The sequence below is a fragment of the Daejeonella sp. genome (genome assembly GCF_017495225.1).
Classification (GTDB): domain Bacteria; phylum Bacteroidota; class Bacteroidia; order Sphingobacteriales; family Sphingobacteriaceae; genus Daejeonella.
The window spans coordinates 1-15740 of record NZ_JAFEIG010000026.1; the positions used below are offsets into that span (position 1 = coordinate 1).

At 36.6% G+C, this 15740-nt stretch carries 18 protein-coding genes; 6 read left to right on the forward strand and 12 right to left on the reverse strand.

Annotated features, from left to right (window positions below; all coding sequences use genetic code 11):
- Positions 1-477: 477 nt before the first annotated feature.
- The 11 genes from QZ136_RS10700 to pdxA all read right to left on the reverse strand — a co-directional run bounded on the left by QZ136_RS10700 (position 478) and on the right by pdxA (position 9982).
- Positions 478-2079, reverse strand: a complete 1602-nt coding sequence (locus tag QZ136_RS10700; protein ID WP_291403335.1) for a M28 family peptidase — start codon at positions 2077-2079, stop codon at positions 478-480.
- Positions 2080-2105: 26 nt separating this feature from the next.
- A complete protein-coding gene (gene rpiB / locus QZ136_RS10705) occupies positions 2106-2540 on the reverse strand; it encodes a ribose 5-phosphate isomerase B (RefSeq protein WP_291403337.1) in 435 nt (144 codons plus the stop codon).
- A gap of 10 nt (positions 2541-2550) precedes the next feature.
- Complete coding sequence (gene tatC, locus QZ136_RS10710) at positions 2551-3429, reverse strand: twin-arginine translocase subunit TatC (protein ID WP_291403339.1); 879 nt, start codon at positions 3427-3429, stop codon at positions 2551-2553.
- A 140-nt stretch (positions 3430-3569) separates the two neighbouring features.
- Entirely contained in the window at positions 3570-4910 is a 1341-nt protein-coding gene (accC, locus tag QZ136_RS10715; RefSeq protein WP_291403341.1) for an acetyl-CoA carboxylase biotin carboxylase subunit, read from the reverse strand.
- A 94-nt stretch (positions 4911-5004) separates the two neighbouring features.
- The gene (gene accB / locus QZ136_RS10720) at positions 5005-5484 is read right to left on the reverse strand and encodes an acetyl-CoA carboxylase biotin carboxyl carrier protein (RefSeq protein WP_291403343.1); all 480 of its coding nucleotides are present in this window, start codon (positions 5482-5484) and stop codon (positions 5005-5007) included.
- Positions 5485-5558: 74 nt separating this feature from the next.
- A complete protein-coding gene (locus tag QZ136_RS10725) occupies positions 5559-6545 on the reverse strand; it encodes a beta-ketoacyl-ACP synthase III (protein WP_291403345.1) in 987 nt (328 codons plus the stop codon).
- Positions 6546-6560: 15 nt separating this feature from the next.
- Positions 6561-7496, reverse strand: coding sequence for a phosphate acyltransferase PlsX (plsX, locus tag QZ136_RS10730; protein WP_291403347.1), 936 nt, complete (start codon positions 7494-7496; stop codon positions 6561-6563).
- 14 nt (positions 7497-7510) lie between these two features.
- A complete protein-coding gene (gene rpmF / locus QZ136_RS10735) occupies positions 7511-7702 on the reverse strand; it encodes a 50S ribosomal protein L32 (RefSeq protein WP_291403349.1) in 192 nt (63 codons plus the stop codon).
- A gap of 18 nt (positions 7703-7720) precedes the next feature.
- Positions 7721-8254: a DUF177 domain-containing protein gene (locus QZ136_RS10740; RefSeq protein WP_291403351.1), complete on the reverse strand. Its 534-nt coding sequence runs from the start codon at positions 8252-8254 to the stop codon at positions 7721-7723.
- Between the two features lie 134 nt (positions 8255-8388).
- Positions 8389-8766, reverse strand: coding sequence for a hypothetical protein (locus tag QZ136_RS10745; RefSeq protein WP_291403354.1), 378 nt, complete (start codon positions 8764-8766; stop codon positions 8389-8391).
- 160 nt (positions 8767-8926) lie between these two features.
- Positions 8927-9982, reverse strand: a complete 1056-nt coding sequence (gene pdxA, locus QZ136_RS10750) for a 4-hydroxythreonine-4-phosphate dehydrogenase PdxA (RefSeq protein ID WP_291403356.1) — start codon at positions 9980-9982, stop codon at positions 8927-8929.
- 182 nt (positions 9983-10164) lie between these two features.
- Here pdxA and rsmA point away from each other — a divergent pair, with 182 nt between their 5' ends.
- From rsmA to QZ136_RS10770, 4 genes are all read left to right on the forward strand, one after another.
- On the forward strand, positions 10165-10944 hold the full coding sequence (gene rsmA, locus QZ136_RS10755; protein WP_291403359.1) for a 16S rRNA (adenine(1518)-N(6)/adenine(1519)-N(6))-dimethyltransferase RsmA: 780 nt from the start codon (positions 10165-10167) through the stop codon (positions 10942-10944).
- A gap of 9 nt (positions 10945-10953) precedes the next feature.
- Positions 10954-11889: an NAD(P)-dependent oxidoreductase gene (locus QZ136_RS10760; protein ID WP_291403361.1), complete on the forward strand. Its 936-nt coding sequence runs from the start codon at positions 10954-10956 to the stop codon at positions 11887-11889.
- A gap of 167 nt (positions 11890-12056) precedes the next feature.
- Positions 12057-12530: a transcription elongation factor GreA gene (gene greA / locus QZ136_RS10765; protein WP_291403363.1), complete on the forward strand. Its 474-nt coding sequence runs from the start codon at positions 12057-12059 to the stop codon at positions 12528-12530.
- A gap of 36 nt (positions 12531-12566) precedes the next feature.
- The gene (locus tag QZ136_RS10770) at positions 12567-12959 is read left to right on the forward strand and encodes an HIT family protein (protein ID WP_291403366.1); all 393 of its coding nucleotides are present in this window, start codon (positions 12567-12569) and stop codon (positions 12957-12959) included.
- Between the two features lies 1 nt (position 12960).
- Here QZ136_RS10770 and ruvC read toward each other — a convergent pair whose 3' ends face one another.
- Positions 12961-13530, reverse strand: a complete 570-nt coding sequence (gene ruvC, locus QZ136_RS10775) for a crossover junction endodeoxyribonuclease RuvC (RefSeq protein WP_291403368.1) — start codon at positions 13528-13530, stop codon at positions 12961-12963.
- 97 nt (positions 13531-13627) lie between these two features.
- On the opposite strand from ruvC, the gene QZ136_RS10780 reads away from it, so the two are divergent.
- Positions 13628-14602 (forward strand): hypothetical protein, encoded by a 975-nt coding sequence (locus QZ136_RS10780; RefSeq protein ID WP_291403369.1) that lies wholly within the window; start codon positions 13628-13630, stop codon positions 14600-14602.
- 31 nt (positions 14603-14633) lie between these two features.
- Positions 14634-15716, forward strand: coding sequence for a glycosyltransferase (locus QZ136_RS10785; RefSeq protein ID WP_291403371.1), 1083 nt, complete (start codon positions 14634-14636; stop codon positions 15714-15716).
- The last annotated feature ends 24 nt before the right edge of the window (positions 15717-15740 follow it).

Here is a 15740-nt window from a genome sequence, read left to right on the forward strand (position 1 = left end):
ACATAGTATTTAGTAATTAGATAGAAAGTGATAAGCACAGATTTTTGAGATTATGAGCGTAGGGACAGGTCGCGACCTGTCCTCTGAGTAGTTAGTACATAGTATTTAGTAATTAGATAGAAAGTGATAAGCACAGATTTTTGAGATTATGAGCGTAGGGACAGGTCGCGACTTGTCCTCTGAGTAGTTAGTACATAGTATTTAGTAATTAGATAGAAAGTGATTAGCACAGATTTTTGAGATATGTGCGTAGGAACAGGTCGCGACCTATCCTTATAAAATAACACAAAAGGTAAACATTAAGGCATTAAGAAATATTAAGGTATAAAATGTACAGTTATTTAGAGAATGATGCTTTTTTTAGGCATTACCCTTAATCACCTTAATTTCTTAATGTTTAATTTTTTCATTTCTGACCTTTATTAAACAAAAAATGCCCCCGAGTTTCGGAGGCATTTTTAATAGTTTAAAGTATTATTAGCGAGTTGCTGGCATATCATTTTTTACATCTACCACTGGGCGCTTATCGCGATTAAGAAGATCCCAACCAGTATAATAAACGAGCTGAGCACGCTTTGCTAGTAGTTCGAAATTGATTTTACTAACCTCATCACTCGCTTTGTGGTAATCTTCATGTACTCCATTGAAGTAAAATACGATTGGCACACCATTCTTAGCGAAATTATAGTGATCTGAACGGTAGTAAATTCTTTCTGGATCTTTTGGATCATTGTATTTATAATCAATCTTCATCTTTGTGTAAACTGCATTCGCATTTTCACTGATTTTATGAAGATCTGTACTCAATTTATCTGAACCGATTAAATAACAGTAATTTGTTGAATCAGCGGAAGTTTTGTACTCCTCACCTGTTCTTCCAATCATGTCGATGTTTAAATTGGTGATGGTATTAGCCATTGGGAAAACCGGGTTTAATGAATAGTATTCAGAGCCCAATAATCCTTTTTCTTCACCTGTAACAAATAAGAATAAAACACTTCTTCTCGGACCGTGACCGGCTTTTTTCGCCTTTGCATAAGCTCTAGCAATTGCTAAAACTCCTGTAGTTCCAGATCCATCATCATCTGCACCGTTATTTACTTTATCTGCACCGCCATCAGTTGTTAATCCGATATGGTCATAATGCGCAGAATAAACTACTAATTCATCCTTTAAGTCTGTTCCTTCAAGGTATCCCAAAACGTTAACAGATTTAACATCTTTGTTTACGGGGCCATAATTGATGGCAATATCAGCCTTTAAAACTTGTGTTTGCGCTGTTCCACTATTATCAATTGATGCTTTTAATGCCTCGTAAGTCTTACCGCTGTTTTTCAAGATTTGGTTAGCTGTTTCAGGTGTGATGCTCAAAACACCAGCCGCGCTTGGGCGATTGCTTGGAGTACTTTCTTTCTTAACACTTAAACGACCCGCTCTAGGCTTGTATGATTGAATGGAAGCGGCAACATCCGGACTAACTGCTAAAATTAAAACTGGTTTTTTACCCATTACGTACTGCATTCTTTTTGTACGGCTTGTTGACCAGTCGGAAGCGGTTGCAGTCTTACTAATTACCGAAACACCATTAGTCATTGGCTCTCCTTTGTTGATTAATAAAACAACCTTTCCAGAGATATCCATACTTTTTAAATCATCGTAATTATCGGTTCCAATACCATAACCAATAAATACAATTTCATTCGATGATATTTTTTTAGCTTCACCACTACCAGTGAAAAGAAAATCCTTACCTACTGTAAGCGTGGCGTTGTTTGCAGTAAAACTACTTACTTCAAAAGTAGTTTCAGTTAATGCTACATCTTGAAAGTAAGACCCATTAACTGGAGCTACTAATTTTAATTTTTTTAATTCCTTTGCAAGGTGGGCTGCAGCCAATTCGGCTCCTCGCTTACCTGTTTCACGGCCTTCAAACTTGTCTGAGGCTAATACGCTCAAATGTTTTTTAGCATATTTAGCGGTGATTTCTGCTGCAAATTTTTGCGCATTTGGGTCCTGAGCATAGCCCTGAGCGGAAATACCCGCAACAAGTAGTACCCAAAGTGTTTGTTTAAATTTCATTTTTTTTAGGGTTAGTTTTTATTTAATTAACAGGAAATTTTGTCTACTCTATTTGCATGTCGTCCACCTTCAAATGAAGATTGAATAAATTTCATACAGATATTTTTAGCTTCTTCTTTACTTGTAAATCTAGCAGGTATACAAAGTATATTCGCATTATTATGAGTTCTAGCAAGCTCAGCTAACTCTTCATTCCAGCATATTGCTGCACGAATTCCCTGATGCTTATTGGCAGTCATAGCTACTCCATTTGCACTTCCACAAATTAGGATACCAATTGTAAACTCCTCATTTTCAACAGCACTAGCAACTGGATGTGCAAAATCGGGATAATCTACTGAATCTGCACTATAAGCACCGAAGTCTTTTACTGAATAGTCCTTTAGAAAGTCAATAAGCATGCTTTTGTACTCAAAGCCCGCATGATCTGCTCCAATGGCGATACTGATATTTTTACTCATTTTGTATTAATTAATCGTTCTTGTAAAAGGCAATTTCCGCTTTCTTCTTATTTGCTGCAACCCGTGCAGAAACATAGATACTTATTTCATAAAGTAAAAATAGTGGGAAACTAACGGTTAGCATCGTTACCAAATCTGGAGTAGGGGTTACAATCGCTGCAATAATTAAAATAATTACTGTGGCATATCGTCTCGACGACCTCATGAATTCTGGGGTCATGATTCCAAGTTTGGAAAGTATGTAAATAACTATTGGTAGTTCGAATGTTATTGCCGCACCAATGGTTAAAGTGGCTACTACCGAAAAGTAGGAGGCTATGGTAATTTGGTTATTAATTATTGAACTTACCTCATAATTAGATAAGAAGTTAATAGAAAGGGGAGCAATAATATAATATCCAAAAAGTAATCCAACAATAAATAGGAGTGATGCCCAAAAAACGAATCCTGTGGCTGATTTACGCTCATTTTCATGTAATGCAGGCTTTACAAATCGCCAGATTTCAAAAAGAAGATATGGTACACCAAGTACAATACCGATCATTAATGAGGAGTTTAATTGAAGGGTAAATTGTCCACCTAATTCAGTATTAATAATGTTAAAACTTAATTTTTTAACACAAAAATCTGCACCCAAATTAAATTTCTCTGTCGCTAAACACATCATTCTGTAAGTCCAGAAGTCTGTTTTACCAGGCCCCATGATAATCTTATCAAAAATGAAATCATAAAAGCTGAATGCTAAAATTGTAAATGCTACAATGGCTATTGATGCACGCACAAGATGTCCACGAAGCACATCCAAATGATCAAAAAAAGACATTTCGGCCTCAATAGTTTTACCTTTTTCTTTGATTGCCTTAACTAAGTCGGTACGTTCCTTACTCATAATTTATAAACAAAAATACCATTCTATTTGATTTTAGAATGGTATTTAAAAGAAATTTAATAAGCATCACGTTAATTGTGACAATTAGCGCTAAAATTGAACTATTTGTCGACAAATAGCAGCGAAAAAATTCGAATTTCCTATTCTTTTAGATCGAATGTTTCCATAAACTTAGTTGTGAAATTCCCCGCTCTAAAATTAGGATCCTTCATCAATCGTAAATGGAAAGGAATTGTTGTTTTTATGCCTTCAATTACAAATTCACTTAATGAACGTTCCATAGTGCAAATCGCTTCTTCACGCGTTTGTGCCACACAAATAAGCTTTGCAATCATTGAATCGTAATTTGGTGGGATTTGATAGCCTGCATACACATGCGTATCTACACGTACTCCATGTCCCCCTGGGGAGTGGAAATTAGTGATTAATCCTGGTGAAGGTCTGAAATTGTTAAATGGATCTTCTGCATTGATACGACATTCAATTGCGTGCATTTCTGGAATATAATTCTTTCCTGAAATTGGAATACCAGCAGCAACTTTAATCTGCTCCTTAATTAAGTCGAAGTTTATAACTTCCTCAGTAACAGGGTGTTCTACCTGTATACGAGTGTTCATTTCCATGAAGTAGAAGTTGCGGTGCTTATCGACTAAGAATTCAACCGTTCCTGCGCCTTCGTAGTTTACAGCCATTGCTCCTTTAATTGCAGCTTCACCCATTTTTTCTCTGAGCTCAGGAGTCATGAAAGGGGATGGTGATTCTTCAACTAATTTTTGATGACGTCTTTGAATAGAGCAATCGCGTTCAGATAAGTGACAAACCTTACCAAATTGATCACCAATGACTTGAATTTCAATATGTCGTGGATCTTCCACATATTTTTCGAGGTATAAGCCATCGTTTCCAAATGCTGCGGCAGATTCTTGACGAGCTGAATCCCATGCTGGTTCAAACTCCTCATCATTCCAAACGATACGCATTCCGCGACCGCCACCACCTGCTGTAGCTTTTAAAATGACTGGATATTTAATCTCATTAGCGATTTTAATACCTTCCTTAACATCAGTTAATAGTCCCTCAGAACCCGGAATAGTTGGCACTCCTGCCTTCTTCATCGTTTCCTTTGCGGATGCTTTATCACCCATGCCATTAATCTGATCAGCGGTAGCACCAATAAATTTGATACCATACTCATTACAGATAGCCGAAAATTTAGCATTTTCTGATAAAAATCCGTATCCCGGATGGATGGCATCTGCATTGGTTAACTCTGCTGCCGAAATGATATTAGGAATGCTGAGGTAAGAGTCTTTACTTGCTGGCGGACCGATACAAACGGCTTCATCGGCAAAACGAACGTGTAGGCTATGGCGATCCGCTGTTGAATAAACAGCAACGGTTTTAATTCCCATCTCCTTACAAGTACGAATGATTCGAAGAGCTATTTCACCGCGATTTGCAATTAGTATTTTTTTGAACATAATTTTTCTTTTGAAAATTTGAGGATGTAAAAATGATGAACTATTGATTAGGGATTTATTACCTAGTCTATAATTCTCAAATTATTTCTTCAAATTAGATAGGCTCAACCAAAAATAAAGGTTGATCGTATTCTACCGGACTAGCATTGTCGACTAATACTTTTACGATACGACCTGAGATTTCAGATTCGATTTCGTTGAAAAGCTTCATTGCCTCAATGATACAAACCACTTGTCCTGCTTTAACTTCATCGCCAACATTTACGAATAATGGCTTATCAGGACTAGATGAGCGGTAGAATGTACCAATCATTGGTGATTTGATAGTCAGGTAAGCTGAATTATCTTCTTTTGCTGGTGTTGCAGCCTTTGGCTCTGCAATAGTTGTTACAGTAGCCACAGTAGCAGCAGCAACCGGTAATTGTGGAGCTGCTTGTACAGGTGCGCTCGCTACAAAAGTTGGTGGCTGATTGGTTTTTATGGTAATTTTAAACTCTTTCTGTTCAAGTGAAACTTCATTTACTCCAGATTTGGAAACAAATTTTATAAGTTCCTGAATTTGTTTAATATCCATTTTGTTTAGTTTAGGTTTTGGATTTTATTTTATTTTATAATTATAATAAAAATATTAAAAAAAGTTCTGATTTTTTAGTAAGCCCACTTCAGATATAAAGATCCCCAAGTAAAGCCACCTCCAAATGCAGCTAAGATAAGATTGTCACCTTTCTTTAGCTTGCTTTCCCACTCCCATAAACACAAAGGTATGGTTCCATTCGTTGTATTCCCATACTTTTCGATATTTATCATCACTTTTTCTGAATCAATGCCACAACGATTGCTTGTAGCATCAATAATACGCTTATTTGCTTGATGCGGAACGAGCCAATCTACATTTTCTGAAGTCAGATTATTTTTTTCCATGATCTCTGCAGCCACATCCGCCATATTGGTTACAGCAAATTTAAACACTGCTTGTCCTTCTTGATGCAAGAAATGTTCATCATTATCTACTGTTTCATGGCTAGCAGGTCTAAGCGATCCGCCCGCCTTCTGACAAAGATAGGGTCCGCCTGAACCATCACTTTTAAGGATAGAATCAATAACTCCGTACCCTTCAGTATTTGGCTCAAGTAATACAGCCCCGCAACCATCACCGAAAATAATGCAGCTGGTACGGTCCTTATAATTAATGATTGACGACATTTTATCGCCACCTACTACTAATACTTTTTTATGTTTTCCTGATTCAATAAATTGAGATCCTGTGGCTAATCCGAATAAAAAGCCTGAACATGCGGCATTTAAATCATATCCCCAGGCATTTATTGCCCCAACTTTATGAGCAAGAATATTTGCTGAAGCTGGGAAAACCATATCAGGAGTTGTTGTACAGAAGATAATCATGTCGATTTCTTCAGCACCAATGCCGCGTTTTTTGAGTAAGCCTTCTACAGCTTTGGCACCCATATCAGATGTACCTAAATTGCCTTTAAGAATACGGCGTTCTTTAATACCTGTGCGGGTTACTATCCACTCATCGTTGGTATCAACCATTTTTTCTAGCTCCTGATTCGTAAGAATATATTCAGGGACATAGGCATTTACGGCTGTTATTGCAGCGTGAATTTTAGACATGATAAATAGGGTATATTATTTAAAAGCTTCTCTGATCTTATCTACGAACTTAGTCTCAACCATTGTTCGCGATAAAAGAACCATATTTTTAATTGCTTCGGGACTAGAGATACCGTGGCCAATAAGAACAGGTGCATTAACCCCTAAAATAGGGCTGCCTCCATATTGCTCATAATTGAAACGGTCAAAGAATTCATCTTTAAATCCCTTTTTGAGCGTGAGTATATAGAATGTTTCGGCCAATTTTAACATGACATTACCTGTAAAACCATCGCAAACTATTACGTCTGCTTTGTCGTTAAACAAGTCTCTACCTTCAATATTGCCGATAAAATTTATTTCAGATTTTTGTAAAAGAGGGAAAGTAGATTGCGTTAAAACATTACCTTTTTCCTCCTCTTCACCTAAATTCATTAATCCAACTTTTGGATTTTGAATATGATAAACATGTTCCGCATACAAACTTCCCAATAGACCGAATTGAGCCAAAACTTCAGGCTTACAATCGGCATTTGCACCAACATCCAACATGATTCCGAAACCGGATTTTAACTTTGGAACGTTTGTAGCAACTGCGGGACGAATTACTCCGGGAACAGGTTTTACACTGAAGACCGCACCAACAAGCATAGCGCCTGTATTACCAGCAGAGGCAAAAGAATCTATTTTGCCGTCTTTAAGGTATTGAAAACCTAGACTAATACTTGAGTTTGGTTTTTGTAAAACAGATTTAGTGCCATGCTCGCCCATACCGATTACTTCGGTGGTATGTACGAAATCAAAAGCATCCTGACTTACACCTGCTTCTTCAAGAAAGGGGAGAGCTTGATCTTTATCACCGAAGAGAACAATTCTCTCTTCAGCTGAAAGGGCTTTTTGAGCCTCAATTGCACCCAAAACTGCCGCTTTGGGAGCAAAATCTCCACCCATTATATCTAAGCCAATCTTCATTTTAGAAAGAAAGATTAAGCAACAGATGTGTTCTCAATCACCATTTTTCCGTTGTAGTACAAGTTGCCATCAACTGTGTATGCACGGTGAGGTAAATGAACAGCACCAGTAGTCTGACAAGTAGTTAATCCTGGAGCTTCTGCCTTATAATGCGTTCTTCTCTTATCTCTTCTTGATTTTGATATTTTCCGTTTTGGATGTGCCATTTGTTCCTATGTATTAATTTACTTTTTTATGTTCTTTAATGCTTCCCATCTTGGGTCAACATCTTCAATTTCTTCTTTTGGTCCCGGTGCTAACTGCTTTAATTTTTCAATCATCTCAGAATCACACCATTCTGTATTTCCTTCATCTTCACAGCGACTAATATAAGGTGCTGCAAGATTGATAAACTCATAAATTAACGTTGCTATGTTAATCTCAGTCTCGCTTCTCTTTAAAACAACAATCTCTTCGGTATCATCCTCCAAGTTTTCGTCGCCACTCAATTTAACTATTTGCCTCTCCTTAAAATCTACTGGATAAGGATAATCTGCTAAACAAACATCACAACCCAATTTGATTGAGCCCTTGATGTGGAAATGCAGAATCATCATCGTCTCCTGCTTCTCTAAATCAAGCGCAATATCCAGTTTACCGCTCTTTACCAAAGAATATTCAAACTCCTCGAAAAAAGAATCATTTACCTCGAATTCAAATTGATGAACCCCAAGCTTTAGTCCGGTAAACGGAATGCTATATTCGTTTAATAATTTCAAAGCACGCCAATTGAGCCTGCAAATTTAGAAAAAATTATTTAGTTGCTCACTTTTTTTTAAAATGAATGCCAATGAAGCTTGTAATTCATTGAAATTTCCTTTTGAAATGTCGTCGATTTTAATTTCTAAATGCTTTAAGCCTTATCTAATGTGCTTAAAACAAAATTATCATGGAAATTTCTTTTCTTAACAAATAATAATGGAATTAAGGGAATTAGTGGTGCGGGACTCATTTTCTCCATAATAATGATAGAAATGAGTGATCCTGCTGAGGCAATTCCTAACAAAATGCCTAAAGCAAGTTTGAAGCTTACACTCGGATTAATCGTGATAGTCTTTACTTCTCCTTCCTTTAAGGCAAATTCCTGTTTGTGGAGCATGTTTTTATTAGCAACCGTTATTAGATGTTGGCCACTAGGGACTAGATATTCAATTCTGTCGTTTAGATTGTCGATCTCTTGTAAATTATCTCCATCCCACATAACAAAGTATTTCAATCCTTTATTCCACATTTTTCCGCTCTTTGAAACCCTTACAATAATTTTCGCGCTATTTATCCCCATCTTAATATTTGTATGATTTAATTAAAATAATATCGATTAGATTAAATAAATTAATCTAATATAGAATATATTTATTTTATACCAAATCGAAAATTAGATCTTTTGAAAGTTAATCTCTGTCTTTAGAGAATTTACTTAGTTTTAATGGGTTGGAGATCAGCTCTGCACTTTCCTTTCGTCTTTGAACAATATTGATGGCAGTAAATAGTGCTTCTCTAAATGAATTGGCAGAAGCCATATTTTTTCCTGCGATATCGTATCCTGTGCCGTGATCTGGAGATGTTCTCACCACTGGAAGTCCAGCGGTATAATTTACCCCATTTTCGAATGCTAATTGCTTAAATGGTATTAATCCCTGATCGTGATACATTGCCAAAACCGCATCAAATTTAGTATAGGTATGAGCAGCAAAAAAACCATCTGCGGCATAAGGCCCGAAAGCGAAAATACCTTTTGCATTGGCCTCATTTATCGCTGGGATAATTGTTTCAAGCTCTTCATTTCCAATTAATCCATTATCGCCAGCATGTGGGTTTAAGCCTAAAACCGCAATTTTTGGTTTTTGAACCCAGAAATCTTTTTTAAGACTCTGATTCATTAATTCCAATTTAGAAAGGATTTTTTCTTTGGTGATTTTCTCTGGAACCTCACTCACAGGGATATGCCCCGTAACTACCCCAACACGAATATCTTCACTTACTAAAAACATAAGTGAGTCGGGCGCATTTACCTTCGACTGAATATATTCGGTATGACCGGCAAATTGAAAGCTTTCGCTCTGAATATTATGTTTATTGATTGGCGCTGTGACTAAAGCATCTGTTTTGCCAGCAATTAAATCATCTAAGGCTCTTTCAAGTGAGATAAAAGCATATTTACCGCCAATTTCTGTTGCTTGGCCTAGTTCAATTTTTACATCATCTTCCCAGCAGTTAATCATATTTGGACGCTTATCATGTGCCTGATTAGCATCATTGATAACATGGAATTGAAACTCATTGATATCCATGGTTTTACGATGGAAAGACGCAACTTTTGTATGCCCATAAACAATGGGAGTACAATAATTCATAATTCGGGTATCTATTAGAGTCTTGATAATTACCTCTAAACCGATGCCGTTTACATCGCCAATGGATATTCCAATTTTAATTTTATCGCTCATTCCTGCTGAAAATCATTTATTGATGAAGCCTTTTTATTAAGGAATCAATAATTAGTGCAAAATAAAGAATTAATCTCGAAATAAAATTATTTGTGCGTGTGAGATTCATTTTAGCTGCTACCATCAAGCTTAATAATTTAGGGATAAGGATTTTTCTGTAAATTGCGCCAAATAAGCCACAAATGAGTTTAGTTAAAGCCAAAAAGCATCTCGGACAACACTTTTTAACCGATAAAAATATCGCTGAAAAGATTGTTAATAGCCTCCAGCAGACTGATAAGTACCATCAAGTGCTTGAGGTTGGTCCCGGAATGGGAATACTCTCCGATTTTCTTTTGAGCAATAAAAATTTGGAAACTTTTTTAGTGGATATTGACACGGAGTCTTTCGATTATCTCCATAAAAAATATCCAGAATTAGGTGGCAGACTCATTAATGCAGATTTTCTGCAAATGAACTTCAAGGAAATCTTTCCAGGTAAATTGGCTGTTATTGGCAATTTTCCATACAACATTTCTTCCCAAATTTTGTTTAAGATATTAGACAATCGTGATCAGGTTTTAGAGGTGGTTGGAATGTTTCAAAAGGAGGTGGCGCAGCGATGTGCCGAAAAGCCGGGGAGCAAGGAATACGGAATTTTGAGTGTTTTTTTACAAGCTTTTTATAAGGTTGAGTATCTTTTCACCGTTAAACCGGGAGTTTTTAATCCACCACCCAAAGTAAATTCGGCAGTTATTCGTTTAACGAGAAATGAAATCGAGAAGCTTGATTGTGATGAAAAATTATTCTGGCAGGTGGTAAAAGCAGGCTTCAATCAGCGTAGGAAAACGCTTAGAAATGCACTTTCATCTGTTATAAACAAAGATAATATGGGCGATGATCCTTTGTTTGAATTAAGAGCTGAGCGACTTAGTGTTGCTGATTTCGTAAATTTGACCAATTTAATCAGCCAAAAAAGGTAATTCTAGCCCATGAACAAAAAGATACTCATAGCAGATCATTTGCATCCTATTTTTAAGGAAGAGGCCGAAAAAATGGGCTTTGAATGCCATGATAATGCTTTGATTAGTCGCGAGGAATGTCTTGCCACAATTCATGAATATGACATCATTGCCATTCGCACCAAATTTCAAATTGATGCGGAGCTGATTGATGCGGGAAAAAAATTAAAGATTATTGCTCGTGCAGGTGCCGGAATGGACAATGTGGATGAGGAATATGCTCATTCTAAGGGTATAAAATGTATTAATGCTCCCGAAGGTAATCGCGATGCCGTTGCAGAGCATGTTATTGGGATGCTGCTCTCATTATTAAATAACCTAAGAACTGCAGATTTAGAAGTCCGCCAAGGTATTTGGGATCGAGAGGGGAACCGTGGATGGGAGCTCAAAGGCAAAACCTTAGCGATTATCGGTTATGGCAATAATGGCATGATGTTAGCTCGTAAATTATCGGGCTTTGAGCTAAAAATTATTGCTTACGACAAATATAAAACTGGTTTTTCGGATGCTTTTGCTCAGGAAGTAAGTATGGAGCAAGTGGTTAAGGAGGCCGATATTTTGAGTTTTCATATCCCATTAAGCAGAGAAACACGCCAGCTTTTTAATGATGAATATCTCTTTCATTTTAAAAAGCCGATTGTACTGCTCAATGCCTCAAGGGGTGAGATAGTGAATACAAAAACCGTTTTAAAAGGTCTTGAAAGTGGGAAAATAGCTGCTGCGGGATTAGATGTTTTAGAAGTGGAGAAATTTCCTGCCTTGGCTGAACAAGAATGGTTTAAAGAGCTTGCAGAAAGCAAGAAAGTCTTGTTGAGTCCGCATATTGCTGGCTGGACTCATGAGTCTTATCGAAAAATTTCGGAAGTGCTGGCGCAAAAATTGCAGGTGCTTCTAAGCGAATTTTAGGATTTCTTTTTCTTGATGATTTCCAAGATATTGGGAATTTTCAATCTAGAAATTTGGAAATCTTGAGTCAAAAATATTATCTTCGTATTAATGCGAGCAAGACTATATTGGCCTAAGCCAACATAGTCTTGTTTGTTTTTATAGTCTAACCAAAAAAATTGTGAGATATGTCGGAAGTAACTTATTATACCCGTGAAGGATTAGAAAAGCTGAAAGAGGAGCTTCATTATTTGAAAACAGAGGGCCGTTCGCAAATATCTAAGGCTATTGCTGAGGCTAGAGACAAGGGTGATTTATCTGAAAATGCCGAGTATGATGCCGCAAAGGAAGCTCAAGGTCACCATGAGTCTAAAATATCTAAATTGACCAATGTTTTGGCAAATGCACGTTTAATTGATGAATCTAAACTGGATTCAACAAAGGTTCTTGCTTTGTCGATCGTTAAGATAAAAAATGTAAATAACGGAGCTACAATGACTTATCAGCTCGTTTCTGAATCGGAAGCTGATTTGAAATCTGGTAAAATATCTGTTAAATCGCCAATTTCTCAGGGACTTTTAGGCAAAAGTGTAGGCGATAAGGTTGAGATTGTTGTTCCAGCAGGAAAGATTGAGTTTGAGATTATTGAAATTACGCGTTAAAAGCATTTTTTTCATCCAATAACATAGGAATTTATTATGGAATCCATTTTCTCAAAAATTGTTGCTGGAGATATTCCCGCACATAAAGTTGCCGAAACTATTGATTATTTGGCTTTTTTAGATATCAATCCTTTAACTGAAGGGCATCTTTTGGTGATTCCCAAAAAGGAGGTTGATTATATTTTTGACTTGGATAGTGAAACCTATGTTGGATTAATGATGTTTGCGCAAATTGTTGCCGATGGCTTGAAGAAAGCAATTCCATGTGAGCGTGTGGGTATGACCGTGATTGGATTGGAAGTCCCGCATGCTCATATTCATCTCATCCCAATTAAAACTATGGACGACATGAATTTTAGTCGCCCGAAGCTTAAACTAAGCGAAGAAAGATTAACTGAAATTGCAAACGCTATTCGCGTACATCTTTAAGCTATTTTTTGATTCTTTTTACATTGTCCTTAGCAAAGGCATCCCAACCCGTATAACTTTTATTATTTCCAGCACTAGTAATTTTTTGGAAGGAATGGCAAACTGCAACGGCCAGTCCATCTGTAGCATCTAAAAATTCGGGTGTTTCTGTAAATTTTAACAAGGTTTTTAGCATCGCTGCAACCTGTTCTTTTGATGAATTACCATTTCCAGTAATTGATTGCTTGATTTTTCGTGGTGAATATTCAAAAATGGGCAAGTTTCTTGATAATGCTGCTGCCATGGCAACGCCTTGCGCGCGACCAAGTTTGAGCATTACTTGAATATTTTTTCCATAAAATGGCGCCTCAATGGAAAGGCAATCAGGTTGGTATTGGTCGATTAGTAGGACCGTTTTCTCAAAAATTTGCTTTAATTTTAATGGGTGATCATCAAGGTGATCCATTTTTACTACGCCCATGCAGACTAAATCGACGGTGTTTTTAACCTCTTTAACTATTCCATAGCCCATCACGCTTGTCCCAGGGTCAATTCCAAGGATAATCCGTTCTTTTGATTTTTCTTTTAACATGCACCGCAATATTAAGCAATTAGCTTCTTTTTTGTGATTTTGCTGAAAGCATTTTGAAAATAAAAATTGCCTAGCTTTTTCTTAACATTGCATCAGCATGAAATCACAAACAAAAAAGATTTTAAGTGTAGGAATAAAGTTAAGCGTTCTTGTTTTAGCTTTCTGGTTCATTCTTAAGAAATTAAATGATAACCAGAATATAAGCAATTTTCATTCGCTGATGGCTTCAATTTCGCTTCCTGACGTCATTTTGGTGATGATTAGTGTCTTTTTGCTGATGTTATTAAACTGGTTTTTAGAATCCCTGAAATGGAAATTTTTAATTAGAGATATTGAAAAAATAGATACATGGAAGGCTATTGAGTCTGTTTTTTGTGGCTTAACATGGGCAGTATTTACTCCCAACCGAATTGGGGAGTATGGCGGAAGGGTGTTTTTTCTATCCCCAAGGAGGCGTATCATGGGGTTAGTAGCCATGGGGGTAGGCGCAATTGGTCAGATGGTTATAACCAATGTATTGGGTTCTTTGGCTCTCCTATGGTTTTTTATAAATTTTATTGAGCTAAATTCCATCTTAATTTTTTCATTGAGTTTGCTGGTTGTTCTTTTTTGCAGCTTCATGCTTCTGTTTTATTTTAATATTCAATGGCTTTATGGACTCTTGATGAAAATTAATTTTTTGAAGCCCTATAGGAGGTTTCTAATCATTTTCTCAAAGTATAAACATGCAGATATAGTTCAGATTTTGCTCTATTCTTCCTCCCGATATCTGATTTTTACGATTCAATATTTTTTAGTTATACATTTGTTAGTCCCTGATATTCAATGGTTTGATATGACTATGGTATTATTTATTTTCTATTTCATACAATCTGCACTTCCTTCCCTCGACCTTCTGGATATTGGTGTTAGAGCCAGTGTTGCCACCTATTTTTTTGCTTTTATCACCAATCAAGAAATAGCAATTATGGCGGCAATTGCTTGTGTTTGGTTAATAAATTTAATTATTCCAGCTATTTTTGGTTCAGTTTTCGTGTTTAAACTTAATTTCTTTGGTCGTTCTAATCGCTAATATCTTCACATCTATTTTCACATTAATTTATGTGGGAATCTTACTTTATTTGAAAAATGGCTGGTCGAAAATTAAATCTTTTCAAGCAAAAGAAGAGCCTTGCAAAACAACAGTAAGCGTTTTAATTGCTGCTAGGAATGAGGAAGAAAACATCAAAAAAACGATTGAGGATGTATTGGCGCAGGACTACCCTTCGGATTTATTGGAATTAATTATTGTAGATGATCATTCAACGGATCGTACCTCCGAAATTGTAAGGTCTTTTGCCGCTCAAGGGGTAAAATTGATCGTTCTGAATGAAAAGGAAGCCCTTAATTCCTATAAGAAAAAGGCCATTTCAGAAGCAATTAAGCAGTCGGATGCCGAGTTAATTGTGACTACAGACGCTGACTGTAGGATGGGTTCAAAATGGTTAAAAACTATTGTATCATACTTTGAATCAGGGGATTATAAGCTTGTTTCTTCGCCCGTTATTTATTTTGAAGAGAAAAATTTATTCGAAAAATTGCAGAGTCTCGAATTTTTATTCTTGATCAGTTTGGGCGCTTCTGGAATAGGGAATGGCATGCCAACAACCTGCAATGGTGCAAATTTGGCTTATCGTAGGGATGTCTTTTTAGCTTTGAATGGCTTTCAAGGAATTGACAATTTAGCCTCGGGAGATGATGAACTTTTCATGCATAAAGTGGCAGCAGCCTATCCCAATGGCATTGCCTTTTGTAAATCGAGAGACGCAATTGTGAATACGCATGCTAAGCCAAATCTTGGCGAATTTATTCAGCAGCGTAAGCGTTGGGCATCAAAGAGTACGAGCTATAAAAATAAATGGCTTGTAGCTTTGGGGATTGTACTTTGGTTTTTTAATCTCAGTATCTTGTTAAACGCTATTGCTGGATTTATTAACCCTATCTTCTGGATGCTTGCTGCCATTAGTTTTGCTTTTAAAGCAATTGCTGAGCTTTTATTTATGATTCCAGTCTGCCAATTTGAGGGGAGACCCCGATTATTGTGGTATCAGCCATTTTTATCTCTAATTCATATTTTTTATCTCATTTATATCGGAATTGCAGGTAATTCTGGAAAATATATGTGGAAAGGGAGATTGGTGAGGTAATTATTTCTAAAATATTATTTTATG

Coding starts and splice junctions, on each gene's coding strand:
- QZ136_RS10700 (WP_291403335.1), bottom strand. CDS start 2,079: ATGAAATTTAAACAAACACTTTGGGTACTACTTGTTGCGGGTATTTCC.
- rpiB (WP_291403337.1), bottom strand. CDS start 2,540: ATGAGTAAAAATATCAGTATCGCCATTGGAGCAGATCATGCGGGCTTT.
- tatC (WP_291403339.1), bottom strand. CDS start 3,429: ATGAGTAAGGAACGTACCGACTTAGTTAAGGCAATCAAAGAAAAAGGT.
- accC (WP_291403341.1), bottom strand. CDS start 4,910: ATGTTCAAAAAAATACTAATTGCAAATCGCGGTGAAATAGCTCTTCGA.
- accB (WP_291403343.1), bottom strand. CDS start 5,484: ATGGATATTAAACAAATTCAGGAACTTATAAAATTTGTTTCCAAATCT.
- QZ136_RS10725 (WP_291403345.1), bottom strand. CDS start 6,545: ATGTCTAAAATTCACGCTGCAATAACAGCCGTAAATGCCTATGTCCCT.
- plsX (WP_291403347.1), bottom strand. CDS start 7,496: ATGAAGATTGGCTTAGATATAATGGGTGGAGATTTTGCTCCCAAAGCG.
- rpmF (WP_291403349.1), bottom strand. CDS start 7,702: ATGGCACATCCAAAACGGAAAATATCAAAATCAAGAAGAGATAAGAGA.
- QZ136_RS10745 (WP_291403354.1), bottom strand. CDS start 8,766: ATGTGGAATAAAGGATTGAAATACTTTGTTATGTGGGATGGAGATAAT.
- pdxA (WP_291403356.1), bottom strand. CDS start 9,982: ATGAGCGATAAAATTAAAATTGGAATATCCATTGGCGATGTAAACGGC.
- rsmA (WP_291403359.1), top strand. CDS start 10,165: ATGAGTTTAGTTAAAGCCAAAAAGCATCTCGGACAACACTTTTTAACC.
- QZ136_RS10760 (WP_291403361.1), top strand. CDS start 10,954: ATGAACAAAAAGATACTCATAGCAGATCATTTGCATCCTATTTTTAAG.
- greA (WP_291403363.1), top strand. CDS start 12,057: ATGTCGGAAGTAACTTATTATACCCGTGAAGGATTAGAAAAGCTGAAA.
- QZ136_RS10770 (WP_291403366.1), top strand. CDS start 12,567: ATGGAATCCATTTTCTCAAAAATTGTTGCTGGAGATATTCCCGCACAT.
- ruvC (WP_291403368.1), bottom strand. CDS start 13,530: ATGTTAAAAGAAAAATCAAAAGAACGGATTATCCTTGGAATTGACCCT.
- QZ136_RS10780 (WP_291403369.1), top strand. CDS start 13,628: ATGAAATCACAAACAAAAAAGATTTTAAGTGTAGGAATAAAGTTAAGC.